This is a genomic window from Gaetbulibacter sp. M235, from assembly GCF_043876835.1.
Classification (GTDB): domain Bacteria; phylum Bacteroidota; class Bacteroidia; order Flavobacteriales; family Flavobacteriaceae; genus Yeosuana.
The window spans coordinates 443,634-462,990 of record NZ_JBAWJZ010000003.1 but is presented as its reverse complement, the minus strand read 5'-3'; the positions used below and the strand labels follow the sequence as shown (position 1 = coordinate 462,990).

At 32.6% G+C, this 19,357-nt stretch carries 11 protein-coding genes; 10 read left to right on the top strand and 1 reads right to left on the bottom strand.

Annotated features, from left to right (window positions below):
* Positions 1-968 precede the first annotated feature (968 nt).
* A complete protein-coding gene (locus V8G69_RS07250) occupies positions 969-1,607 on the top strand; it encodes a sugar-binding protein (protein WP_394881163.1) in 639 nt (212 codons plus the stop codon).
* Between the two features lie 4 nt (positions 1,608-1,611).
* Here the strand turns inward: V8G69_RS07250 and V8G69_RS07245 are convergent, their stop codons facing one another.
* On the bottom strand, positions 1,612-2,655 hold the full coding sequence (locus V8G69_RS07245; RefSeq protein WP_394881162.1) for a substrate-binding domain-containing protein: 1,044 nt from the start codon (positions 2,653-2,655) through the stop codon (positions 1,612-1,614).
* Between the two features lie 211 nt (positions 2,656-2,866).
* Here V8G69_RS07245 and V8G69_RS07240 point away from each other — a divergent pair, with 211 nt between their 5' ends.
* The 9 genes from V8G69_RS07240 to V8G69_RS07200 all read left to right on the top strand — a co-directional run bounded on the left by V8G69_RS07240 (position 2,867) and on the right by V8G69_RS07200 (position 19,300).
* Positions 2,867-3,967, top strand: a complete 1,101-nt coding sequence (locus V8G69_RS07240) for a mevalonate kinase (protein WP_394881161.1) — start codon at positions 2,867-2,869, stop codon at positions 3,965-3,967.
* Positions 3,968-4,189: 222 nt separating this feature from the next.
* Positions 4,190-7,381: a SusC/RagA family TonB-linked outer membrane protein gene (locus V8G69_RS07235; RefSeq protein ID WP_394881160.1), complete on the top strand. Its 3,192-nt coding sequence runs from the start codon at positions 4,190-4,192 to the stop codon at positions 7,379-7,381.
* Between the two features lie 13 nt (positions 7,382-7,394).
* Positions 7,395-8,867, top strand: coding sequence for a RagB/SusD family nutrient uptake outer membrane protein (locus tag V8G69_RS07230; protein ID WP_394881159.1), 1,473 nt, complete (start codon positions 7,395-7,397; stop codon positions 8,865-8,867).
* An 84-nt stretch (positions 8,868-8,951) separates the two neighbouring features.
* The gene (locus tag V8G69_RS07225) at positions 8,952-10,304 is read left to right on the top strand and encodes a Gfo/Idh/MocA family protein (protein WP_394881158.1); all 1,353 of its coding nucleotides are present in this window, start codon (positions 8,952-8,954) and stop codon (positions 10,302-10,304) included.
* A gap of 26 nt (positions 10,305-10,330) precedes the next feature.
* Positions 10,331-11,698, top strand: a complete 1,368-nt coding sequence (locus V8G69_RS07220) for a DUF4832 domain-containing protein (RefSeq protein ID WP_394881157.1) — start codon at positions 10,331-10,333, stop codon at positions 11,696-11,698.
* A gap of 26 nt (positions 11,699-11,724) precedes the next feature.
* Entirely contained in the window at positions 11,725-12,618 is an 894-nt protein-coding gene (locus V8G69_RS07215) for a PKD domain-containing protein (RefSeq protein WP_394881156.1), read from the top strand.
* A 260-nt stretch (positions 12,619-12,878) separates the two neighbouring features.
* Positions 12,879-13,976, top strand: a complete 1,098-nt coding sequence (locus V8G69_RS07210; protein WP_394881155.1) for an acyltransferase family protein — start codon at positions 12,879-12,881, stop codon at positions 13,974-13,976.
* Between the two features lie 33 nt (positions 13,977-14,009).
* Positions 14,010-16,145 (top strand): hypothetical protein, encoded by a 2,136-nt coding sequence (locus V8G69_RS07205; RefSeq protein ID WP_394881154.1) that lies wholly within the window; start codon positions 14,010-14,012, stop codon positions 16,143-16,145.
* A 152-nt stretch (positions 16,146-16,297) separates the two neighbouring features.
* Positions 16,298-19,300, top strand: coding sequence for a T9SS type A sorting domain-containing protein (locus tag V8G69_RS07200; protein WP_394881153.1), 3,003 nt, complete (start codon positions 16,298-16,300; stop codon positions 19,298-19,300).
* Positions 19,301-19,357: the final 57 nt, after the last annotated feature.

Sequence of the window (19,357 nt, the reverse complement as noted above, 5' to 3'; positions counted from 1 at the left end):
GAGGGTTGTTTCTCCTCATGATTGTGCTTGAAATTCTTTTGGCGCAGAGATCATAACCCGAAGGTCACAGGTTCGAGTCCAGTTCCCGCTACAAAGTATAAAGTTTTTAAAAACAGCGGTTTAGTTTTCCTAAACCGTTTTTTTATGTATACTTTAAAGGAATTAATTACATTAGAATACAAAAGTGCATACGATTTGGCTTTAAAACGAATTTTTCCAACCCAAAAATCTATTCCGCAGGCGGTAATCTAAATAAGCGCTGGTATGTTTATTTCTCATTCCGAAATCCAAAGAATGGAAGATTAAAACGGGCGCCCCATTTTATGGTGACGCCAATACCTAGAAAACCAAAGAGGAGCACCTTTCCGTATTGGGTAACTATAGAAAAGTATTATTAAGGCTTTTAAAACAAGGCTATAGACCTTATGAGGATAATACAGAGTTATATCACAGGATAAACTCAAAAGAAAAATCGTTAGAAAAACAATAAAATGCTCTCTTATTTCATCGCATAAAAAAATTTCAATATGATCAATATTTATGTTGGCTATGGTTTTAAAAAGGCCTAACTAAATAATAAAAAAATCAATTCTTACAAGTTTATTATTAGGCTAGAGGTTTTTCAAATGTGGATGTGGTGTTATTAAATTTTCAAACATTTTTCAATATATCGTTTTTAAAGTTCTATATCAATTAATGGAGCAGTATTTCAATGTTGTTGCTTAATTGTGTAGTTGTTTTATTTGGGTGTAGCATAATTAATTGGTAGAACTGTGTTTTGCAGTTTTCTTAAAGACCTACACTCTATGAAAGTAAATTTAAGTATTAAAAAAAATATCAATATTGAAATTATAATTTTTTTGAGGCACTAATGTTTCACTATTATTTCTCTTAATAAAATTATTAGGTATTTTTATCAAAAGAAATTTTCATGAAATAATTGATTGTTAATTATAATTATAGAAAAAGTGAGAACTTATAGTGTAAATAGTATTCCTATAAATGAATTACATATCACTGGAAAAGTTGATAGTCATTTATGGGAAAAAGCTAATAATTTAAGCGATTTCCATTCACCTTGGGAAGAGATAAAGAATACAGAAACAAAGTTTAAGGCATTATGGGATGGAGATTATTTATTCTTTTGCTTTGAGGTTTTGGATAACACCATACATGTCGATAAAATAGATGACAGTTTTAATAGTATAAATAAGTCTGATAGAGTTGAGTTGTTTTTCCGATCTAATGCTTCTCTTAATCCTTATTATTGTCTAGAAATAGATCCTACACCAAGAATTATGGATTTCAAGGCCTATCCAAAGAAGAATTTTGATTTTAATTGGAATTGGCCTCAAGATGATTTGATTGTAAAATCCAGCTCTAATTCAAAAGGATTTAGTGTGGAAGGAAAAATAAGTATCGCTTCTTTAAATAAATTAAATTTAATCCGTAATAATATAATAGAAGCAGGTATTTATAGAGCGAAATACTTTAAAAAAGAAAATTCAGTTTTTGAGCCAATATGGTTAACTTGGATCGATCCAGAAACTGAGACCCCCAATTTTCACATAGCGTCTTCATTTGGTGTTTTTAAACTAGAACAGTAAAACGCTAATTTTCAATATAAGAACTTAAGTTTTCAGAATTCACTATATCAATCGGTAGCAGCTTTTGATTTGGAATGTCTTTATTAAAAAGAAAATGTTCAATTAAGTAGGTTAATCCAAGATAGGTTTGAGCTTTTGGACTTTGGTGTATTAAAAATGATATAATATTTTTTTTTAAGAAATTAATATTTTCGTTTAATAAATCGTAACCAATAACTTTAATGTTTTTATAGTTGCTTTCCTGAAGTATTTCTACTACATTAAATGCCTTAGAAGTTGTTACAAATATACCTGAAACATTATCTTTTGACTTTAAAAATTTGTTGAGTGATTTATTTAGATTTTCCTTATTAACATTAATGGTTAATATACTATATTCTAAATCACCTACCTCTTCAAAGTAATCCCTAAACCCTTTTTCTTTTCTCTGCATATGGATAGCATTATTAAATGTCTCATCAATATGGCAAATAATAATATCTGATTTCTTAGGTAAAATCATATGCATCAATCGAGCGGCAACTCTACCACTTTGGTGCAAATCTTGTCCAACAAAACTAACAATTTGTTCTAAATCTATTTGATTATTAAATGTACTTACAATAATACCGGCAGATTTATAATTATTGGCAACCAGAATACTTTCTTTATAGAAAAGAGGTGTTAATAAAACAGCATCAGGTGACAAATCTAATACTTTATTGTTTACATCTTGAAATGATTTTGTGCTATTAGGGCTATAAAAAAACAATTTTATATCAACCAAAAAAGATTTAAATTCTTGAATAGCCTGATTTACTCCATTAATACAAGGTTCCCAAAAGCTGTCCTCTTCGGGGTTTGGTAATACAACACAAATTTTGTATACTTTATTGTTTTTTAAGTTTCTAGCCATTGGATTTGGTTGGTAATCAATCTCCTCAAGCAGTTTTTTCACTTTATCTAAGGCTTTTTGTGATACCTTTCCTCTATTATGTATAACTCTATCAACAGTTCCTTTTGAAACTCCAGCGAGTTCGGCAATATCTTTAATTGTATACTTCTTCATAATAGGCAAATATATAAAAACTAAAGTTTAATATTAAAAAAATGTGCTCGAAAACATTTTTTTTGTGTGTTCGAGCACATTTTTTTGTGTTTTTCTTTTTTTATTAAAAATAAATAAATACATTCGCTAAAACACATGATATAAAATTGATGTTTTTTCAATAAATCAATAACACAAAATCAATTTTAATAAAACACTATTTGCACTTTAAATGAGAAAAATAATATCATTAGCACCGGGAAGAACATGTTTATTTGGCGATCATCAGGACTATTTAGGATTGCCTGTTATTGCATGTGCTATAAGCAGAAATATTAAACTTACAGCAATTGAAAATGGATTGCGAATTTTTAATATAAACAAACCGGATATAAACCAAAAGAGAGTTATTAATTTTGATGAAGAAGTTCATTCTATTGAAAAAGGAGATCATTTATTATATGCTCTTAAAGTATTAAAACGATATGGCTGTACACCAAATAAAGGTTATGATATTGAGATAAAAGGAAGCTTACCTATTAACGCTGGGACATCTAGTTCTTCAGCGGTTGTTGTATCATGGGTTAATTTTTTAATTGAAGCTTTTGGAATTAATATTGATGTATCTCCTGAAGTCATATCACAAATTGCATATGAATCTGAGGTTCTTGAACAAGGAGCACCAGGAGGTAAAATGGATCAGTATAGTATTGGATTAGGAAATATAGTATATATAGAGACTGGAGACGACTTTTCGTATCAGGTAATTAATACACCTTTATGTGGTGTTATAATTGGCGAATCAGGTATTCCAAAGGAAACAGTTGGTCTTTTAGGTGAATTAAGAGAAAAATCATGGTCAGCTATACTAAGTGTTAAAAAAGACATCAAAGATTTTGATATTAAGCACGCAAAAAAGGAAGACTTAAAAAAATACTTAAATTATGTCCCTGATGATTTGCAGTCTTATCTGTATGCAGCCATTATAAACCATGATATTACTCAAAAGGCCTTTTTGGAATTCACAAAAAAACAACCTGATTTTAAAAAGATTGGTCATTTAATGAATGAACATCATAAAATATTAAAAGATGTTTTGAAAATTACTGTGCCTCGAATTGACAATATGATAGATGGAGCTTTAAATGCGGGAGCGTTTGGAGCTAAAATTGTAGGCTCTGGAGGAGGAGGTAGTATTGTTGTTTTAGCTCCCAAAGGAAAAGAACAAAAAGTTATAGAAGGTATAAAAAATGCTGGAGCTAAAGATGCCTATCAAGTGACAGTAGATCCCGGTGCAAGAATACAAACGGAACAAGCAAAAATTAAGTTATAAATAAAAAACTACAAACAATTAATTACTAATACTAATAAAAAATGAAATATGGAACAACAATTCATGCTAAACAAAGCTTAAAAACCGAAAAATGTTGCAGCATTTTCCGGTTATAATAAGTGACTTAATTTAATCTCTAATTAATAAATCACCAACAAAAATATGAAAAAAAATATGAAACTACTCGGCAAAGAGAGTCCTAGGTCAAAATTTGAATTAAAAGTGAAACTAATTTTAATAATAGTGTTAGTCTTTTTATTCAAGACCAATGCGAATGCTTATTCGCTGAACTCCACTATTTCTTTAGATGCACTGAACGTCAAAACTCAAGAGAAAATAGTTACTGGCATGGTAACAGATGAAGCAGGAATTTCGCTTCCTGGTGCTACAGTCTTGATAAAAGGTACAACAACTGGAACCTCTACAGATTTTGATGGTAAATATAGCATATCGGTTAAAGAAGGTGCAACATTAATTTTTTCCTATTTAGGTTTTGTTGCTCAAGAAGTGTTAGTTGGTGGAAATTCAACTATCAATGTTTCTTTAATTACAGATAATACAAGTTTGGATGAAGTTGTTGTTGTTGGATATGGTACACAAAGAAAGAAGGATATCGCTGGTGCTATTTCTACAGTTAAAACAGAAGAATTGGTATTGTCGTCTTCGCCCTCAATTGGAGATGTACTTAGGGGCAAAGTCTCTGGCTTACAAATTACTCAAAATAGTGCACAACCAGGCGGAGGATTAGATATTCAAATTAGAGGAGCAGGATCAATTAACGCTTCAAACGCTCCTTTAATAGTTGTGGATGGTTTTCCTATCACAGATTTTCAACAACCTGGAACAGGAAACAGATATGATGGTGGAACACAAAGTATTTTAAATTCTTTCAACCCTAATGATATTGATTCAGTTTCAGTATTAAAAGATGCTAGTGCAACATCCATTTATGGTGCAAGAGCAGCAAATGGTGTTATTTTAATCACCACAAAAAAAGGTGCAGCTGGAAAAGTACAAGTTGCCTATTCAGCATCTTATTCATATCAGGCATATAACAATAGCTTTGATGTATTGAGTTTACAAGAATGGATGCAATTAAGAAATGATGCAGCGTATGAAAATTGGACCTTTCAAAATAGAGTGTACCCTTATAGTAATAAAACCTTAGAGGAAGCTATTGCAAATCCCGTAAATGGTGTTCCATTTAAAAGGTTTTATTCAGATGATCAAATAAATAATGCAGGTAAAGGAACCAATTGGCTGGATCTAGTAACAAGGGACGGTAGTACACAACAACACAACCTTTCTTTAACTGGAGGAACAGAAACAACAAAATACTACTTGTCAGGTAACCTGTATAAGCAAAATGGGGTTTTGAAAAATTCAGCTTTTGATAGAGCTTCCCTAAGATTTAATTTAGATCAAAAGCTAAACGACTTTTTAAGTGTTGGTATGAATCTTACTATGAGTAGAATCAATAATGAAAATAGCCAATTGGGTGGAGATCAATATGAAAATTCTGGAATCATCAGATCGGCGTTACAATATGGTCCACACATACAAGCTATTGATGAGTTTGGAAACTATCCCATTAATCCAGACAATGCACAGGAGCCTAATCCATATTCATTACTTACTATAACAGATCAAGGTGTTATTGATAGAACTTTAACAAACTTTTTTATGGAAATTAAACCTTTTTCAGGTTTAGTAGCTAGGTTACAAGCAGGTATAGATCAAGGTTATACAAGTAGAAACACTTATTTGCCAAGAACGACTTTGTGGGGTGCCTTAGAAAACGGTAAAGCAACAATTGCAAACCAGAAAAAGAATGATGCCTTGTTTGATTTTACATTAAATTATTCTAAAATTATTAATGACGACCATAATTTAAATTTTTTGGTTGGATATTCAAGACAAAAATATAGATCAGAGGGTGCTTCTTCAGGAAATAGTGATTTTATAACAGATGCTTTTTTATGGAATAATATTAATGCTGGTGCAGGTACAAAAGTTATAGCCTCTTCAAAAAATGAAGATAATTTAGTGTCTTATTTTGGTAGAATAAACTATGTTTATAAAGGCAGATATATTTTATCATCAACCATTCGTAGAGACGGTTCTAGTGTATTCTCTAAAAACAATAGGTTTGCCATTTTTCCTTCAGTAGCTGTTGGTTGGGATATTGCTGGGGAGCCTTTTATAAAAAACATAAGTGATAATATTTCGCAATTAAAACTAAGAGTGGGTTATGGTGAAACTGGAAATGCTGATATTGGTTCTAATGCTTATGCTGCTTATTACGCACAACCGGCATATTTAAACCCCGATGAATCTATACTAATTGGTGTATTTCCTTCAAGATTAGAGAATCCAGATTTAAAATGGGAAACAACAAAAGAAACTAACATTGGTCTTGATTTTGAATTCATCAAAGGAAGACTATCTGGATCTGTTGAAGTTTATAATAAAGAAATTTCAGATTTACTACAATTAAAACCAATCAATTCATATAATGAAATAAATACGGTTTGGGCTAATATTGGAAGCACCCAAAGTAGAGGAGTGGAACTTACTTTAAATACTGTTAACGTTGATACAGAAAATTTTAAATGGAAAAGTACTTTAACGTTTTCTAAATTTAAAGACAGATGGAAGGAAAGGGCCGCAGATTGGAAGCCTGCTATTTATCAAAATATAGATGATCCCATACGTGCTCAATACTCATATTTATCTGATGGTGTGATGCAAATAGGAGAGGTGGTTCCAGCACAACCAGATTTATTTCCTGGTCAAATAAAGATTAAAGATGTCAATGGTTTTTCAAGAGATGGTTCAGGAAATCCATTAGTTGACGAAAATGGAAGATTTATAGCAACTGGCGAGCCAGATGGAAAAATTGACGAAGCTGATATTGTACTATTAGGATCATCGGATCCAGATTTTATTGCAGGTTTTAGCAATAGTATTAGCTATAAGAACTTTGAACTTAACTTTCATTTTAATAGTATGTTTGGAAGACAGATAGCAGATCAGACAGATGTTGCTTTAGGTATTTCTGCTGATGGCGTTTGGCAAAATGGACGTAATGCCTTAAGAAGTATCTATGGTAGATGGACACCAGATAACCCAACAAACTCAAGGCCAGCTTCTCATTATGGATATACTCAATATAGTTCTGGAAATTTTTTCTTACAAGATGCTTGGTTTATAAGACTTCAAAATTTATCCTTAGCATATAATATACCATCCAAATGGATAGGGAAAGTTATAAATACTGCAACAATTAGACTTGATGCCCAAAACCTTTTCGTTATTACCCCATATGATGGTGTTGACCCAGAAACTGATGCTTATGTAGCTGCATATCCTAACGTTAAGACTTATACTATAGGTATTGATTTAAAATTTTAAAAAACTAATAATTATGAAAAAATTAAAATTGATAATACTAGGGTTATTAATGCCCTTAACATTTGGATGTAATCCAGAGCTGGAGTCTATTAATTACGATGAAATAAATCCTGCTATCTTTCCTGCATCAGAAGCTGATGTAGAAGCTTTAGTAGTAGCTGCATATTATCCTTTAAGAGGTTCTTGGTGGGATGGTATACATACTACATCGGAAAATGGAATTATGTTTATTAATGATGCCTCAACCGAAATTCTTCAAGGTAATTATGGCGTACAGCAACTAGCAACATTACATAGTTATAATCCAACAAATGAATCAGTCACAAGATATTATGACCGGTTTTATAATAGAATAAGTTCTAATACATTAAGTATAGATAGACTTGAAAAGTCTAGTGTTAATGACATTATAAAAAAGAAGGGTATTGCTGAACTTAAGTGCGCTAGAGGCTTTTTATGCTATGAACTTTTTGATATGTACGGTCCTTTGGTAGTAGCACCATTAGAAGTATTACAAAATCCATTGACAGAAACCCCATTGGCAAGACTTGGTTATGATGAAATGGTTAGCTTTATTGAAAAGGACTTATTGGATGCTGCTGCAGATTTACCATCGCCTGCTGATGCAGCGTATGGACGATTCAGTCAAGGGTTTGCGAGAATGTTATTAATTAGATTATATCTACATGAAAAAAGATGGGCAGATGTTGAAGCACAAGCAAATGCCATTATGGCCATGAATTATTATGAATTAAACCCTGATTATGTGGATATGTTTAGTACGGCATCACAAGAAGATAATAAAGAAGTCATGTTTGCTGTCCCTGCAGATTATGCTGGAACCAGCGAAAATCAATGGCAAATGATGGTTTTACCATCTAACTATCCAGAAAGAGGAGGTTGGGCAACCATTCAAAGTTCTTGGAAATTTTATGATTCATTTGAAAGTAATGATGTTAGAAAAACAAATTTGATAGCTGAATATACAGGAACAGATGGTGTTACTTATAACAGATCTAATCCAAGTAACGTAATGCAAATGGGACCTCTTCCATTAAAAATTGCTACCGATGCTGCCAGAAATACAGCGTTAACAACTGTTGACATTATTTTATACAGATATGCTGATGTAATTTTATCGAAGGCAGAGGCCATAGCTAATAAAAATGGTGCTCCAAACCAAGAGGCCATTGACTTAGTGAATTTGATAAGAGAAAGAGCAAATTTAGACCCAATTCTATTAGCTAATTATGCTAGCATAGATAGTTTTAACGAAATGATTTTGTTAGAAAGGTCTCATGAATATTGGTGCGAAAACGGACAGTACCGTGCAGATTTAATAAGACATGGTAAATTCAGTGAGCATAATATAGATTTAAATGGTGCTTCAAGCCAAACAGCTCCATACAAAGTTCTATATCCTTTTTCTCTTGAAAGAATAAGCGAAGGGAAAGGTGCTTTTCTACAAAACCCGGGTTATAATTAGTTTAGTTTAGTTGAAAGGGCTGAGTGGAATATTTTTTTCAGCCCTTTGATTAAATCATGTAATCAATAAATCATATAAAATATTATGGACTCTAGAAGAGACTTTATAAAAAAAGCAGCAATAGTCGGCACAGGTATCTCATTAATGCCAAATTTCACTTTTGGAATCAATAACAAATTAGATAAATTAAAAATTGGAATGATTGGGGTGGGTTTACGTGGTACAAACCACTTAGAAAATTTATTGTTAAGAGATGACATAAATATTACAGCAATTTGTGATATTGATCCAAGTAGAACAAAGCTAGCTGTTGAAAAAATCATAAACAAGGGACATAAGAAACCTTTAGTCTTTGGCAAAGATGAATATGATTACAAAAATCTTTTGAAATTAGATAATGTAGATGCTGTTATAATTTCCACACCTTGGCTTTGGCACACACGTATGTCAAAAGATTCAATGACAGCAGGTAAATATACTGCTGTTGAAGTTTCTGCTGCCAATACAATGGAGGAATGTTGGGATTTAGTAAATACCCATGAGCAAACAGGGTCACATTTGATGATTCTTGAAAATGTAAACTACCGTAGAGATATTATGGCGGTCCTAAATATGGTAAGACAAAATGTTTTTGGAGAATTAGTTCATTTTAGATGTGGATATCAACATGACCTCAGACATGTAAAATTTAATGACGGAAAAACCGCATATGGGCCAGGAGTAGAGTTTGGAGAAAAAGGCATATCAGAATCTGCTTGGAGAACAAACCATTCACTTCATAGAAATGCTGATATATATCCAACCCACGGTATAGGCCCTATTGCAACCATGTGCGATATTAACAGAGGTAACAGGTTTATGTCTTTAACCTCTAATGCTTCTAAAAGTGTTGGACTACACGACTATATTGTTAAAACAGCGGGTGAAAATCATCCTAATGCTAAACTAAAATTTAAACTAGGCGATATTGTAACTTCAACCATAGAAACTGCTAATGGAGAAACCATTATTGTAACCCACGATACAAACTTACCAAGACCTTATTCCTTAGGATTTAGGGTACAAGGAACAAACGGATTATGGGAAGTTGATGGAAACCGTTTATATATAGAAGGTGTTTCCAATTATGATGAATGGGATGTTGCGGATAAATGGTTGAAAAAATATGACCATCCTTTATGGCAAAAATATGGCGAACATGCTAATGGAGCAGGACACGGAGGTATGGATTTCTTTGTAATTCATGCATTTGTTGAGTCTGCCAAACTAAATGTTGCACCGCCATTGGATGCTTATGATGCAGCTGCTTGGAGTGCCATTACGCCATTGTCTGAAGCTTCTATTGAGAATAATGGAGAACCTCAAGATTTTCCAGATTTTACAAGAGGTAATTGGATGAAAAGAAAGCCTTATAACTGGATTAAAGGCGATTATTAATCGCTTTTAATCAAAAAAAATAAATTATGAAATACAATTTAATAACCTTATTCTTTTTAAGCGCAATTATAAGCTGCAGCAGTGGAGACAATGGAGAAGACCCCATAGATCCAATAGATGATACCGTAAATAATATTACTTATGATGCTTCAAGCGAGGTGATTTCAAATCCAGAACGTGGATTTATGCACTTATGGAGTGTTACTTCTGAGGGATCACCACTTAACTTGACAACATTGCAAAATTTAAAAAACGAAAATGTGACTATTATAAACCGTGTCTATTATTTAGAGGCGTTTAAAGATTCTGATCTAAGTACAGCTGAACTAGATTTGATCTCAACAGATTTTGAAATGTTAAGAACTACAGGTATAAAGTGTGTTTTGCGTTTTGCTTATAACAGCGATCCTAATGATACCGATGCTCCACTTAACATTATTGAAAGACATTTAGATCAGCTTAAGCCAATTTTTGTTGCTAATGCAGATGTTATTGCATTCGTTCAAGCTGGTCTAATAGGATCTTGGGGTGAGTGGTATTATACCACCAATAATTTAACTACACTTGAAAATAAAACCGCAGTGGCAAATAAATTGCTAGAAGTATTTCCAAAAGAAATTAAAATTCAAGTAAGAACACCACTTTATAAACAAGAAATATTTAACTATTCAACACCTATAGATGCAACGGTAGGCTATGGTACCAGTGATATTGCCCGAGTAGGGTTTCATAATGATTGCTTTTTAGCTAGTGCAAATGATTATGGCACTTATCAAAACGTAAGTGCTGAAAAAAGTTATATTAGCAATGAGGCTCTTTTTGTACCTACAGGTGGCGAAACCTGTCCCCCAACTGATGTTCCAATAGCTAGTTGCTCAACAGCTGAATCAGAAATGAAATTATTGAAATGGACCTATCTAAATCTTGATTATTATGGACCAGTACTTCAAGAATGGAGAAATAATAATTGTTTTACAGACTTCCAAAGAAAATTAGGATATAGGCTTTTACTAAAATCTGCTACGTTAAAAAAAGAAGCAACAACCAATAGTAACTATCTATTGAATGCTGTTTTACAAAACAAAGGCTTTGCACCTATATATAATGTCAAAAATTCATTTTTAGTATTTAAATCTGTTACCGATGCCACTATGTATAAGAAGGCTTTAAGTTTTGATGTAAGACGAATAGCGCCAAATACAGATTTTGAATTAAAAGAATCCATAAGCCTTTCTGGAATTCCAGCAGATAAATACGAGTTGTTTTTAAAAATAGAAGATAGTTACGAAACACTATCAGAAAGAGTGGAATATTCCATTCAATTGGCAAACTCCAGCACATGGGATGCTAATACAGGAATGAATAAACTATTGCACACATTAACAATTAATTAAAAAACTAATCTCTAAATTAATAAATCATGAAAAAATTAAGATTTTTCTATTATCTAATAGCTGTTTCACTACTTGCAGGTTGTGGATCAGACGACCCTACTAGCTCAGAGAGCAGTATAACGCCAGACTTCTCTTTTACAAATGATGGAAGTACTTTTACATTTACAAATTTATCACAAGGTGCAACAACCTACAGATGGGATTTTGGAAACTTAAGCTTTTATTGTGAAAAAGAAAACCCAACTTATACATATGTCACAGTAGGAGGAGAAATTGATGTTACGCTTACAGCCATTAATGACTCTGGAGAGGAGGCATATGTGACAAAAACCATAACTGCTCCAGAGGTTATAAACACAGAGATAGAAATTGATGGCAATTTTGATGATTGGGCGGAAGTTCCTGTTGTATATGAAGAAACGGATGGTGTATCAATACAAAAAATCAAAATTTGGGGTAAAGGGGATAATATAAATGTGTACTTAGAAGGAAACACGGCTATGCAAATGGAGTTAGTGGATATGTATATTAATTCAGATGGTAATTCATCTACTGGATTTTTAAGCTGGCAATGGCCAAATGGCTCTGGTGCAGATTTTCTATTTGAGGGACCTCTTTTAAGCAATTCTTGGGGAGCCTTTTATCAGCACGCCGATCCCAATGGCGGATGGGCCTGGAATTGGTTAGGAGCTAGCGAAAATATGATTTCCTCTGGTATTGTAAGCGTAGATGCACAGACAAATGCTATTGAGTTTAGTATTCCTAAAACACAATTAGGTTCACTTGGTAGCTCTATTGGTTTTGCCTTTTCTGAATTAACAAGTGGTTGGGCAGCTGTGGGCAACTTTCCAAAAGTAACGGCAACGAGCAGTTTTGTTACTTATGAGCTTCCAATAGAAACTGTAAGTCTGTGTGAATAGAATATTTTAAATTAATGTGTTCAGCTATTACTCCAATTAAGGATGAATAATAGTTGAATGCATTTAAGTTGCTAACACAAGAATTCTATTTTCAAAGCTTCAATCGATTTTAATGCAAATCAAATATTTTTATAAGCTAGCATTTGATATAAGTGAGCATTTTTGTTTAAAAATATTGTAGATAACAGAATAACTATAAAAGCTTTAAAATTAATAATTGGCAAGAAAATCCCTTAAATTTTTAATAAAACTTAAAGAACATGGACAAAATTAAAGTGGACAATCGCTTGCTTTCATTGGATTTTTACAGAGGGCTTACCATGTTTTTACTAATTGCTGAATTTTCAAGTCTGTTTGACTTTATGGTTTCTCCAGAACTTCATGTCAGTATTATTCATACTATTGGGGAGCAATTTCATCATGTAGATTGGAAAGGTTTGCATTTTTGGGATTTGATACAACCTTTTTTCATGTTTATTGTTGGGGTTTCAATGCCACTATCTTTTTCAAAAAGGTTAGCAAAAGGAGATTCATATAGACAACTTAAAAATCATGCAGTCAAGAGAGCACTTTTGATGTTGGTTTTGGGATGGGCGTTATATTGTATCGAACCTGGAAGAATTGTTTTTAGATTTCAAAATGTTCTATCCCAGCTTGCAGTAACCTATATTTTAGCCTTTTTTATTATTCGTAAAAAACCGATAATTCAAATAGGTTTTTCGGTATTACTAATTCTAATAAGCGAAAGTCTTTATAGATATTTTTCAGTTGAGGGTTTTAATCATGCCTTTGTGCCAGGTCAAAATTTTGGTGCATGGTTGAATATTTTGATTTCTGGTGAAGAAGATTCAGGTCATTGGGCAATGTTTGATGCTATTCCAACTGCTGCACATACCATTTGGGGAGTATTGGCAGGTCAGTTATTGGTAAGTGAAAGGACAAATAAGAAAAAGATTCAGGCTTTGGTTATTGCCGGAATTATAGGATTAGTCATTGGCTTTGGGTTTAGTTATTTCACTCCGATCATAAAACGGATTTCAACTAGTACATTTGTTTTTGCCAGTGGTGGTTGGTCTTTATTGGCACTAGCCTTTTGCTATTGGTTCATAGACGTTAAGAAATATCAGAAAGGAGTACTATTCTTTGCGATTGTCGGAATGAACCCATTATTTATTTATTTGTTAGCCCATGTAGGTGGTGCAGATCTTATTCGAAAAATATTTTTACCATTCACTAATGCTTTATTTAAATGGACTGGAGAGCTAGGTGCTAATATAACGTTGAGTATTATAGTACTTTTATTCATGTGGTACATTTGTTTTTGGATGTATAAAAAGAAATTATTCATAAGAATATAAAATATAATGTTAAACCAAATAGTCAAAATTAGAATGAAGAAAACAAATTTATTTATTATAATCACTTTGTTTCTTGGAATGATACATTGCTACAGCAATGATTTTGAATTAAAGAGTTCAGAGAAGACTAAAAATGATTTTCATGATTCTTTGACTTTTCATAAAAACATTAAAGAAAAGGATGGTATTTCTTTAATAATCAACAAGGATACAACCTCTATTTATGTTGAGTATGTTGAAATTGGCAAAACAAATAACACTTTTATTAGACTTCCAAAATATGATGTTAATATTACTGAAAACGCAAAAATCACACTATTTAAAAACGATCTTTATCAAGTTGTAATTAATGAAATTGATAGGGGAAGTTACACTGAAATCAATGGTGAATTGGAACACCTTTCTGGTGGAAATTCATGTATTACACTTCGAATTATTCTCCCTTTATACGGAAACAAATGGAAATGGTTTAGTGGGTTAGAAAAATCACATATAATGAGTAAAGATTCAATTTATTTAGATACCAAGGAAATTTCTACCATTCCACCTCCTGATGGTGCATTCAACGGACAGAAATTATCTGATGGTGGTTATGGAGATTCAGTAGGGATAGGCACTATGTCATTTTATCCTCTTGGTGCGGTGAGTATTGATAATACTGGAGAAGGTTTAGGTATTGATATGTCCCTCCCAATAATTTATCGTTTAGGTGGTGAAATAAATAAAGGATTAATAGCTGAATTTGATTTAGCAACTAGCCCGTTAACTGAGAAATTTCCAAACCGTGCTTTTTTCAAATTAAGCCGTTTTAATTTTAATTCCAATTGGGGGATGCGTGCAGCTCTAAAAAAATATTATTCCATATATCCTGAATTTTTTAAAAAGAGGGTTACAACAGAAGGTATTTGGCTTCCTTTTACGCCACTTAGGTCTATTAAAAATTGGAATGACTTTGGGTTCGCTTATCATGAATTGTCATGGAATAGTTTTGATATTAAAGATGGAAAGAGTGTACCCAGTATTGCATCAGATAAAGGTACGGGTGTCTTAAGTTTTCAATACACAGAACCTTGGGATATTCAATTGCCAATACTTACAAAGAATATTCCATATGATACAATTATTTCAAGCAAAATGGTGCCACTAGCACATCAGCTATACTTGAAAAATAGTGCAACAGATGATAAAAATGGGCTTTGGCAAACCCGTCGACTTGAAACACCATGGTTTACTTCTGGTTGGGCTGTTAGTATTACTACTAATTGTGATCCAGATTTAGAAGGCATTAACCGGTACCAATATGTAAAACAAACAGAAATAACACCTGCAATTAAAATGAATGTAGATGGGGTTTATTTTGATTCAATGGAATGGAACTGGCATCATGATTTGAATTACCGAAGTGAACATTTTAAATATACAGATTATCCATTATCATTTTCAAAAAATGTGATTGAACCTGCTATTTGGAATTTTGTTTCAGAATTTGAGTTTATGAAAAAAATTGCTGATGAGATGCATTCTCAGGGCAAACTGGTTATGGGCAATGGTCATGGCTGGAATCCGTTTGCAGCTGGTAATCTGGATTTGTTTGGGGCAGAATTAAGTTGGTATTCATCTGATGACCATAACTCAGAGGCTTTAGATTTTAAACGAGCTATTTCATTTCAAAAACCCATAGTTTTTCTTTTGAATGAAGGCTTGAATGATAAAGCTTTTACCGATTACCCTTTCGAAGGATACCAAATCTATTTTGAGAAACTTTTAGTTTATGGCTTTTTTCCATCGTTTTTTAGCACAGATGCATCTAGTGACCCCTATTGGATGGACTCGATTAAAATTGAAAATGGTCGCCCATTCTTTAAAAAATATATCCCAATAATAAAACAAATTTCAGGAGCTGGTTGGGAGCCTATTACCAATGCTGTATGTAATATTGAAACAGTACGAATAGAGCGTTTTGGTGAAAGTGGAGAACTCTTTTTTACGGTTAGGAATAATGGAAATAAGGATATTCAGTGTCAGGTATCAATTGATATAAATGAACTGAAAATCAACAATAATTTTTCAGCCTTAGAATTAGTGAACAAAAAACCAATAAAAGTTAATAAGAACAAGTTGTATCTTTCTATTCCTGCATTTCGAACTCTAGTTATAAAAATTATATAATTAGTAATAACAAAATAAAAATTTAATCTCTAAATAATCAAATTATGAAAAATCACTACAATTTTATTAAATACATTCTTAGGAGCAAGTTATTTAATGCTTTCAAAGAATTTAATATACCTCTGCAAAATAGGTTAAACATACTTGTTGTTATGCTACTATTGAGCGGAATTGGTCAATGCTTTTCACAGACACGTCCAACAGTATTATATGTTGATGCAAGCTATACTGGAACAACAACATCTGACGGTTCTGAAGAGTTTCCGTTTACAACTATACGTGCAGCACTCGATTATAGAGGGAATGTAATAGGGCTTACAGGAATGGTATCTGACGAAAAAATTATAGTTAAAGCAGGAACTTATATTCCGACAGATTCTGAAAGGATTTTTATAACCAGTACAAATGGTGGGAAGGAAGGCTTTTGGTTCACTCTTGAAGCTGAAGGCAATGTCTATATAGATGGAACTAATTTATATACTACCAAGTTTGCCTCTTTAATAGCAATTACATCGGCTGCTCTAAATGTTAAGGTTAAAGGTTTTAAGCTTAAAAGCTTACGTAATAATCAGAGTTTAGCATCCACTGTAAATGGAGTATTTGTAAAAGATGGAAAGTTTGGTATTCAGGTCGCAAACACTGTTAAAAATGTAGAAATTACAGATAATGAAATTTATGATTTTTCTTGGACTTTAAATGTAGACCCAATGAAAAACAGATTAGACTTTACTTCTAGCGAAATTGATACACTTAAAACAGCTCAAGGAGGAGATAATTGTGGTGCGATAAATGTTACAGGAACTGATACGATTCCAATTACAAATCTGGTTATCAAAAATAATTATATTCATAATATTATACCAGGTTGGACAGAGGGTATTCAAGTAAATGGTAATGTAGATGGTTTTGAAATTACAAATAACATTATAAATGAAGTTCAGAACATAGGTATTGTTGCTGCAGGTCACTACAATTGGGTTACAGAAATTGAAGGTGCTACTGTTACCGCTGCTTTAAATTATGCCCGTAATGGTATCATTAAGAACAATAAGGTTTCGAGTTGTCGTTCTCCAATAGCAGCCGCAGCAGGAATCTATTGTGACGGTTCACAAAACATCATTGTAGAAAATAATACATCGTCAGATGGACAGGTAGGATTTTCAATAGGCAATGAAAATAGTAATGTTAATTCAGGAGGGCATAAACTTAGAAATAATCTTTCCTATGATAACTCATGGGCTGGTATTATTTTAGGAGTACCTGGAGCCGCTTCTGGTAGTTATATTGATAATGTTATAGTTACAGGGAACACTGTTTTTAGAAATGGAGGTGTTACTGATACTTATTTAGGCTATATGGGTGCTTCAGAATGTGTTATTAATAAAAATATTCAAAATTTAATTGTAAAAAATAATATATTTTACGCTGCTAATCATAACACATTGGTGTCGTTTGCGATGCCTTTTGATACTGCTATGGCTTCATATGTAAACACAATCTCTTATGATTACAATCTTTATTATACTAATTCTACTGAAACCACCCCTTTAGGTGTTTTTGACTGGTCACAACTTGGAACAGGGTATGATTATTATGGTACATTCGATTGGTATAGAGTTAATCGTACAAATCAAGATGTAAACTCAAGTTTCACCAATCCTAATTTTGTAAATATTGCATCTTCTCCTCTAGATTTAAGCTTACAGGTTACTTCATCAGCTATAAATGCTGGTGATCCAAATTATGTAGTTGCTTCTGGTGAAACTGATTTTTATGGAAATAATAGAATCGATCAATCCATAGTAGATATTGGAGCTTATGAAGCTGGAGCAGTAGCTGCAGGTGACGAAGCTGCCTCCATTGATGGTGTTAATAGTGCAGGGGAAGATTATATAGCTTTACAAACAGGGGTAACCCAAGGTGTTTGGAAAAATATATATGCATATGATGATAATAATTTTATTTATGTATACGCAGAATATGATGGTAGTTTACCTGAGTATTCTATATTCGTAAATACTGATTCACAAACTGGCTTCCAAGAAACATGGACCGATAAGACTAATTATTATGTTGATGGCACTCTAAATTTGTTGAATCGTTATAAAGCTGACTCAAATAACCAAGAATGGCCTTACATGGCGGATAATAATGTAATGAATATTAGGTTCGTTCAGACAGCATCAACAATTGAAGGACGTATTCCGAAAGATGCACTTGGACTAGGAAATGCTGGAACTATCGGCTTAGGTATAACAGGTTATACAGCAAATTGGCCAACTTCAGTAGGCAGTATTCCATTAGAGTCAAACGCTATGGTTTACTTAACGCTTGATGGTGGTTCGGATGCAGGTAGTCTTTCTGTAGATGGATATAAAAGTCCAGTTGAAGATTATCAAGCTCTAATAACAGGTGTGACAGGTAGCTCTTTCAATAATATTTATGGCTATACAGATAGCGAATACATTTATTTGTATGCAGATATTGAAGCTACCAATTTATCAGAATATGAAGTTTATATAAACACAGATACTGCAACTGGTTTTCAATATTTATGGTCTGACAAAACAAACTATTTTATAGATGCTAACTATAATGTATTAAATTCGTACAACAATGACAGCTCGGGTTGGCCATTCTCAGAGGCTTCTAACTCTACTGGAATTGAATTTATTATGACACCGCTATCCATAGAAGGTAAAATTTTAAAATCACTTTTAGGATTAGGTAATTCTGGAACTATAGGGATTGGGTTAGAAGGTCATACTGCTAATTGGAATAGTAGCTTAGGTGGCATACCTGTAAGTGGAAATATGGTTTACCTTTCATTAGGAGGAGGTTCCAGTGCAAAGTCTACTGAATCAAAATCAACTTTAGAAATAGAAATGTTGGATGAATCTAGTGAGTTTAAACTAAAAACATACCCAAATCCAGCTTTAGACAAACTAACTATTGATTATTTATTAAAAGATAATGCTCCAGTTTCAATTCAATTAATAGGGTTAGATGGTAGAATATATTATTCTAAGGAAATACATCAAAAAGCGGGAAAACAAACCCAATCAATCCTTGTTCAAAATTTTAATAGAGGAATCTATATTTTAAAAATTAAAACTTTAGGTGGAGTAGAAACAAAAAAAATTATATTTAAATAATTTAAGTTCAACAAAAAAAGACATCCGTTTATTTAACGGATGTCTTATAAATTAAGA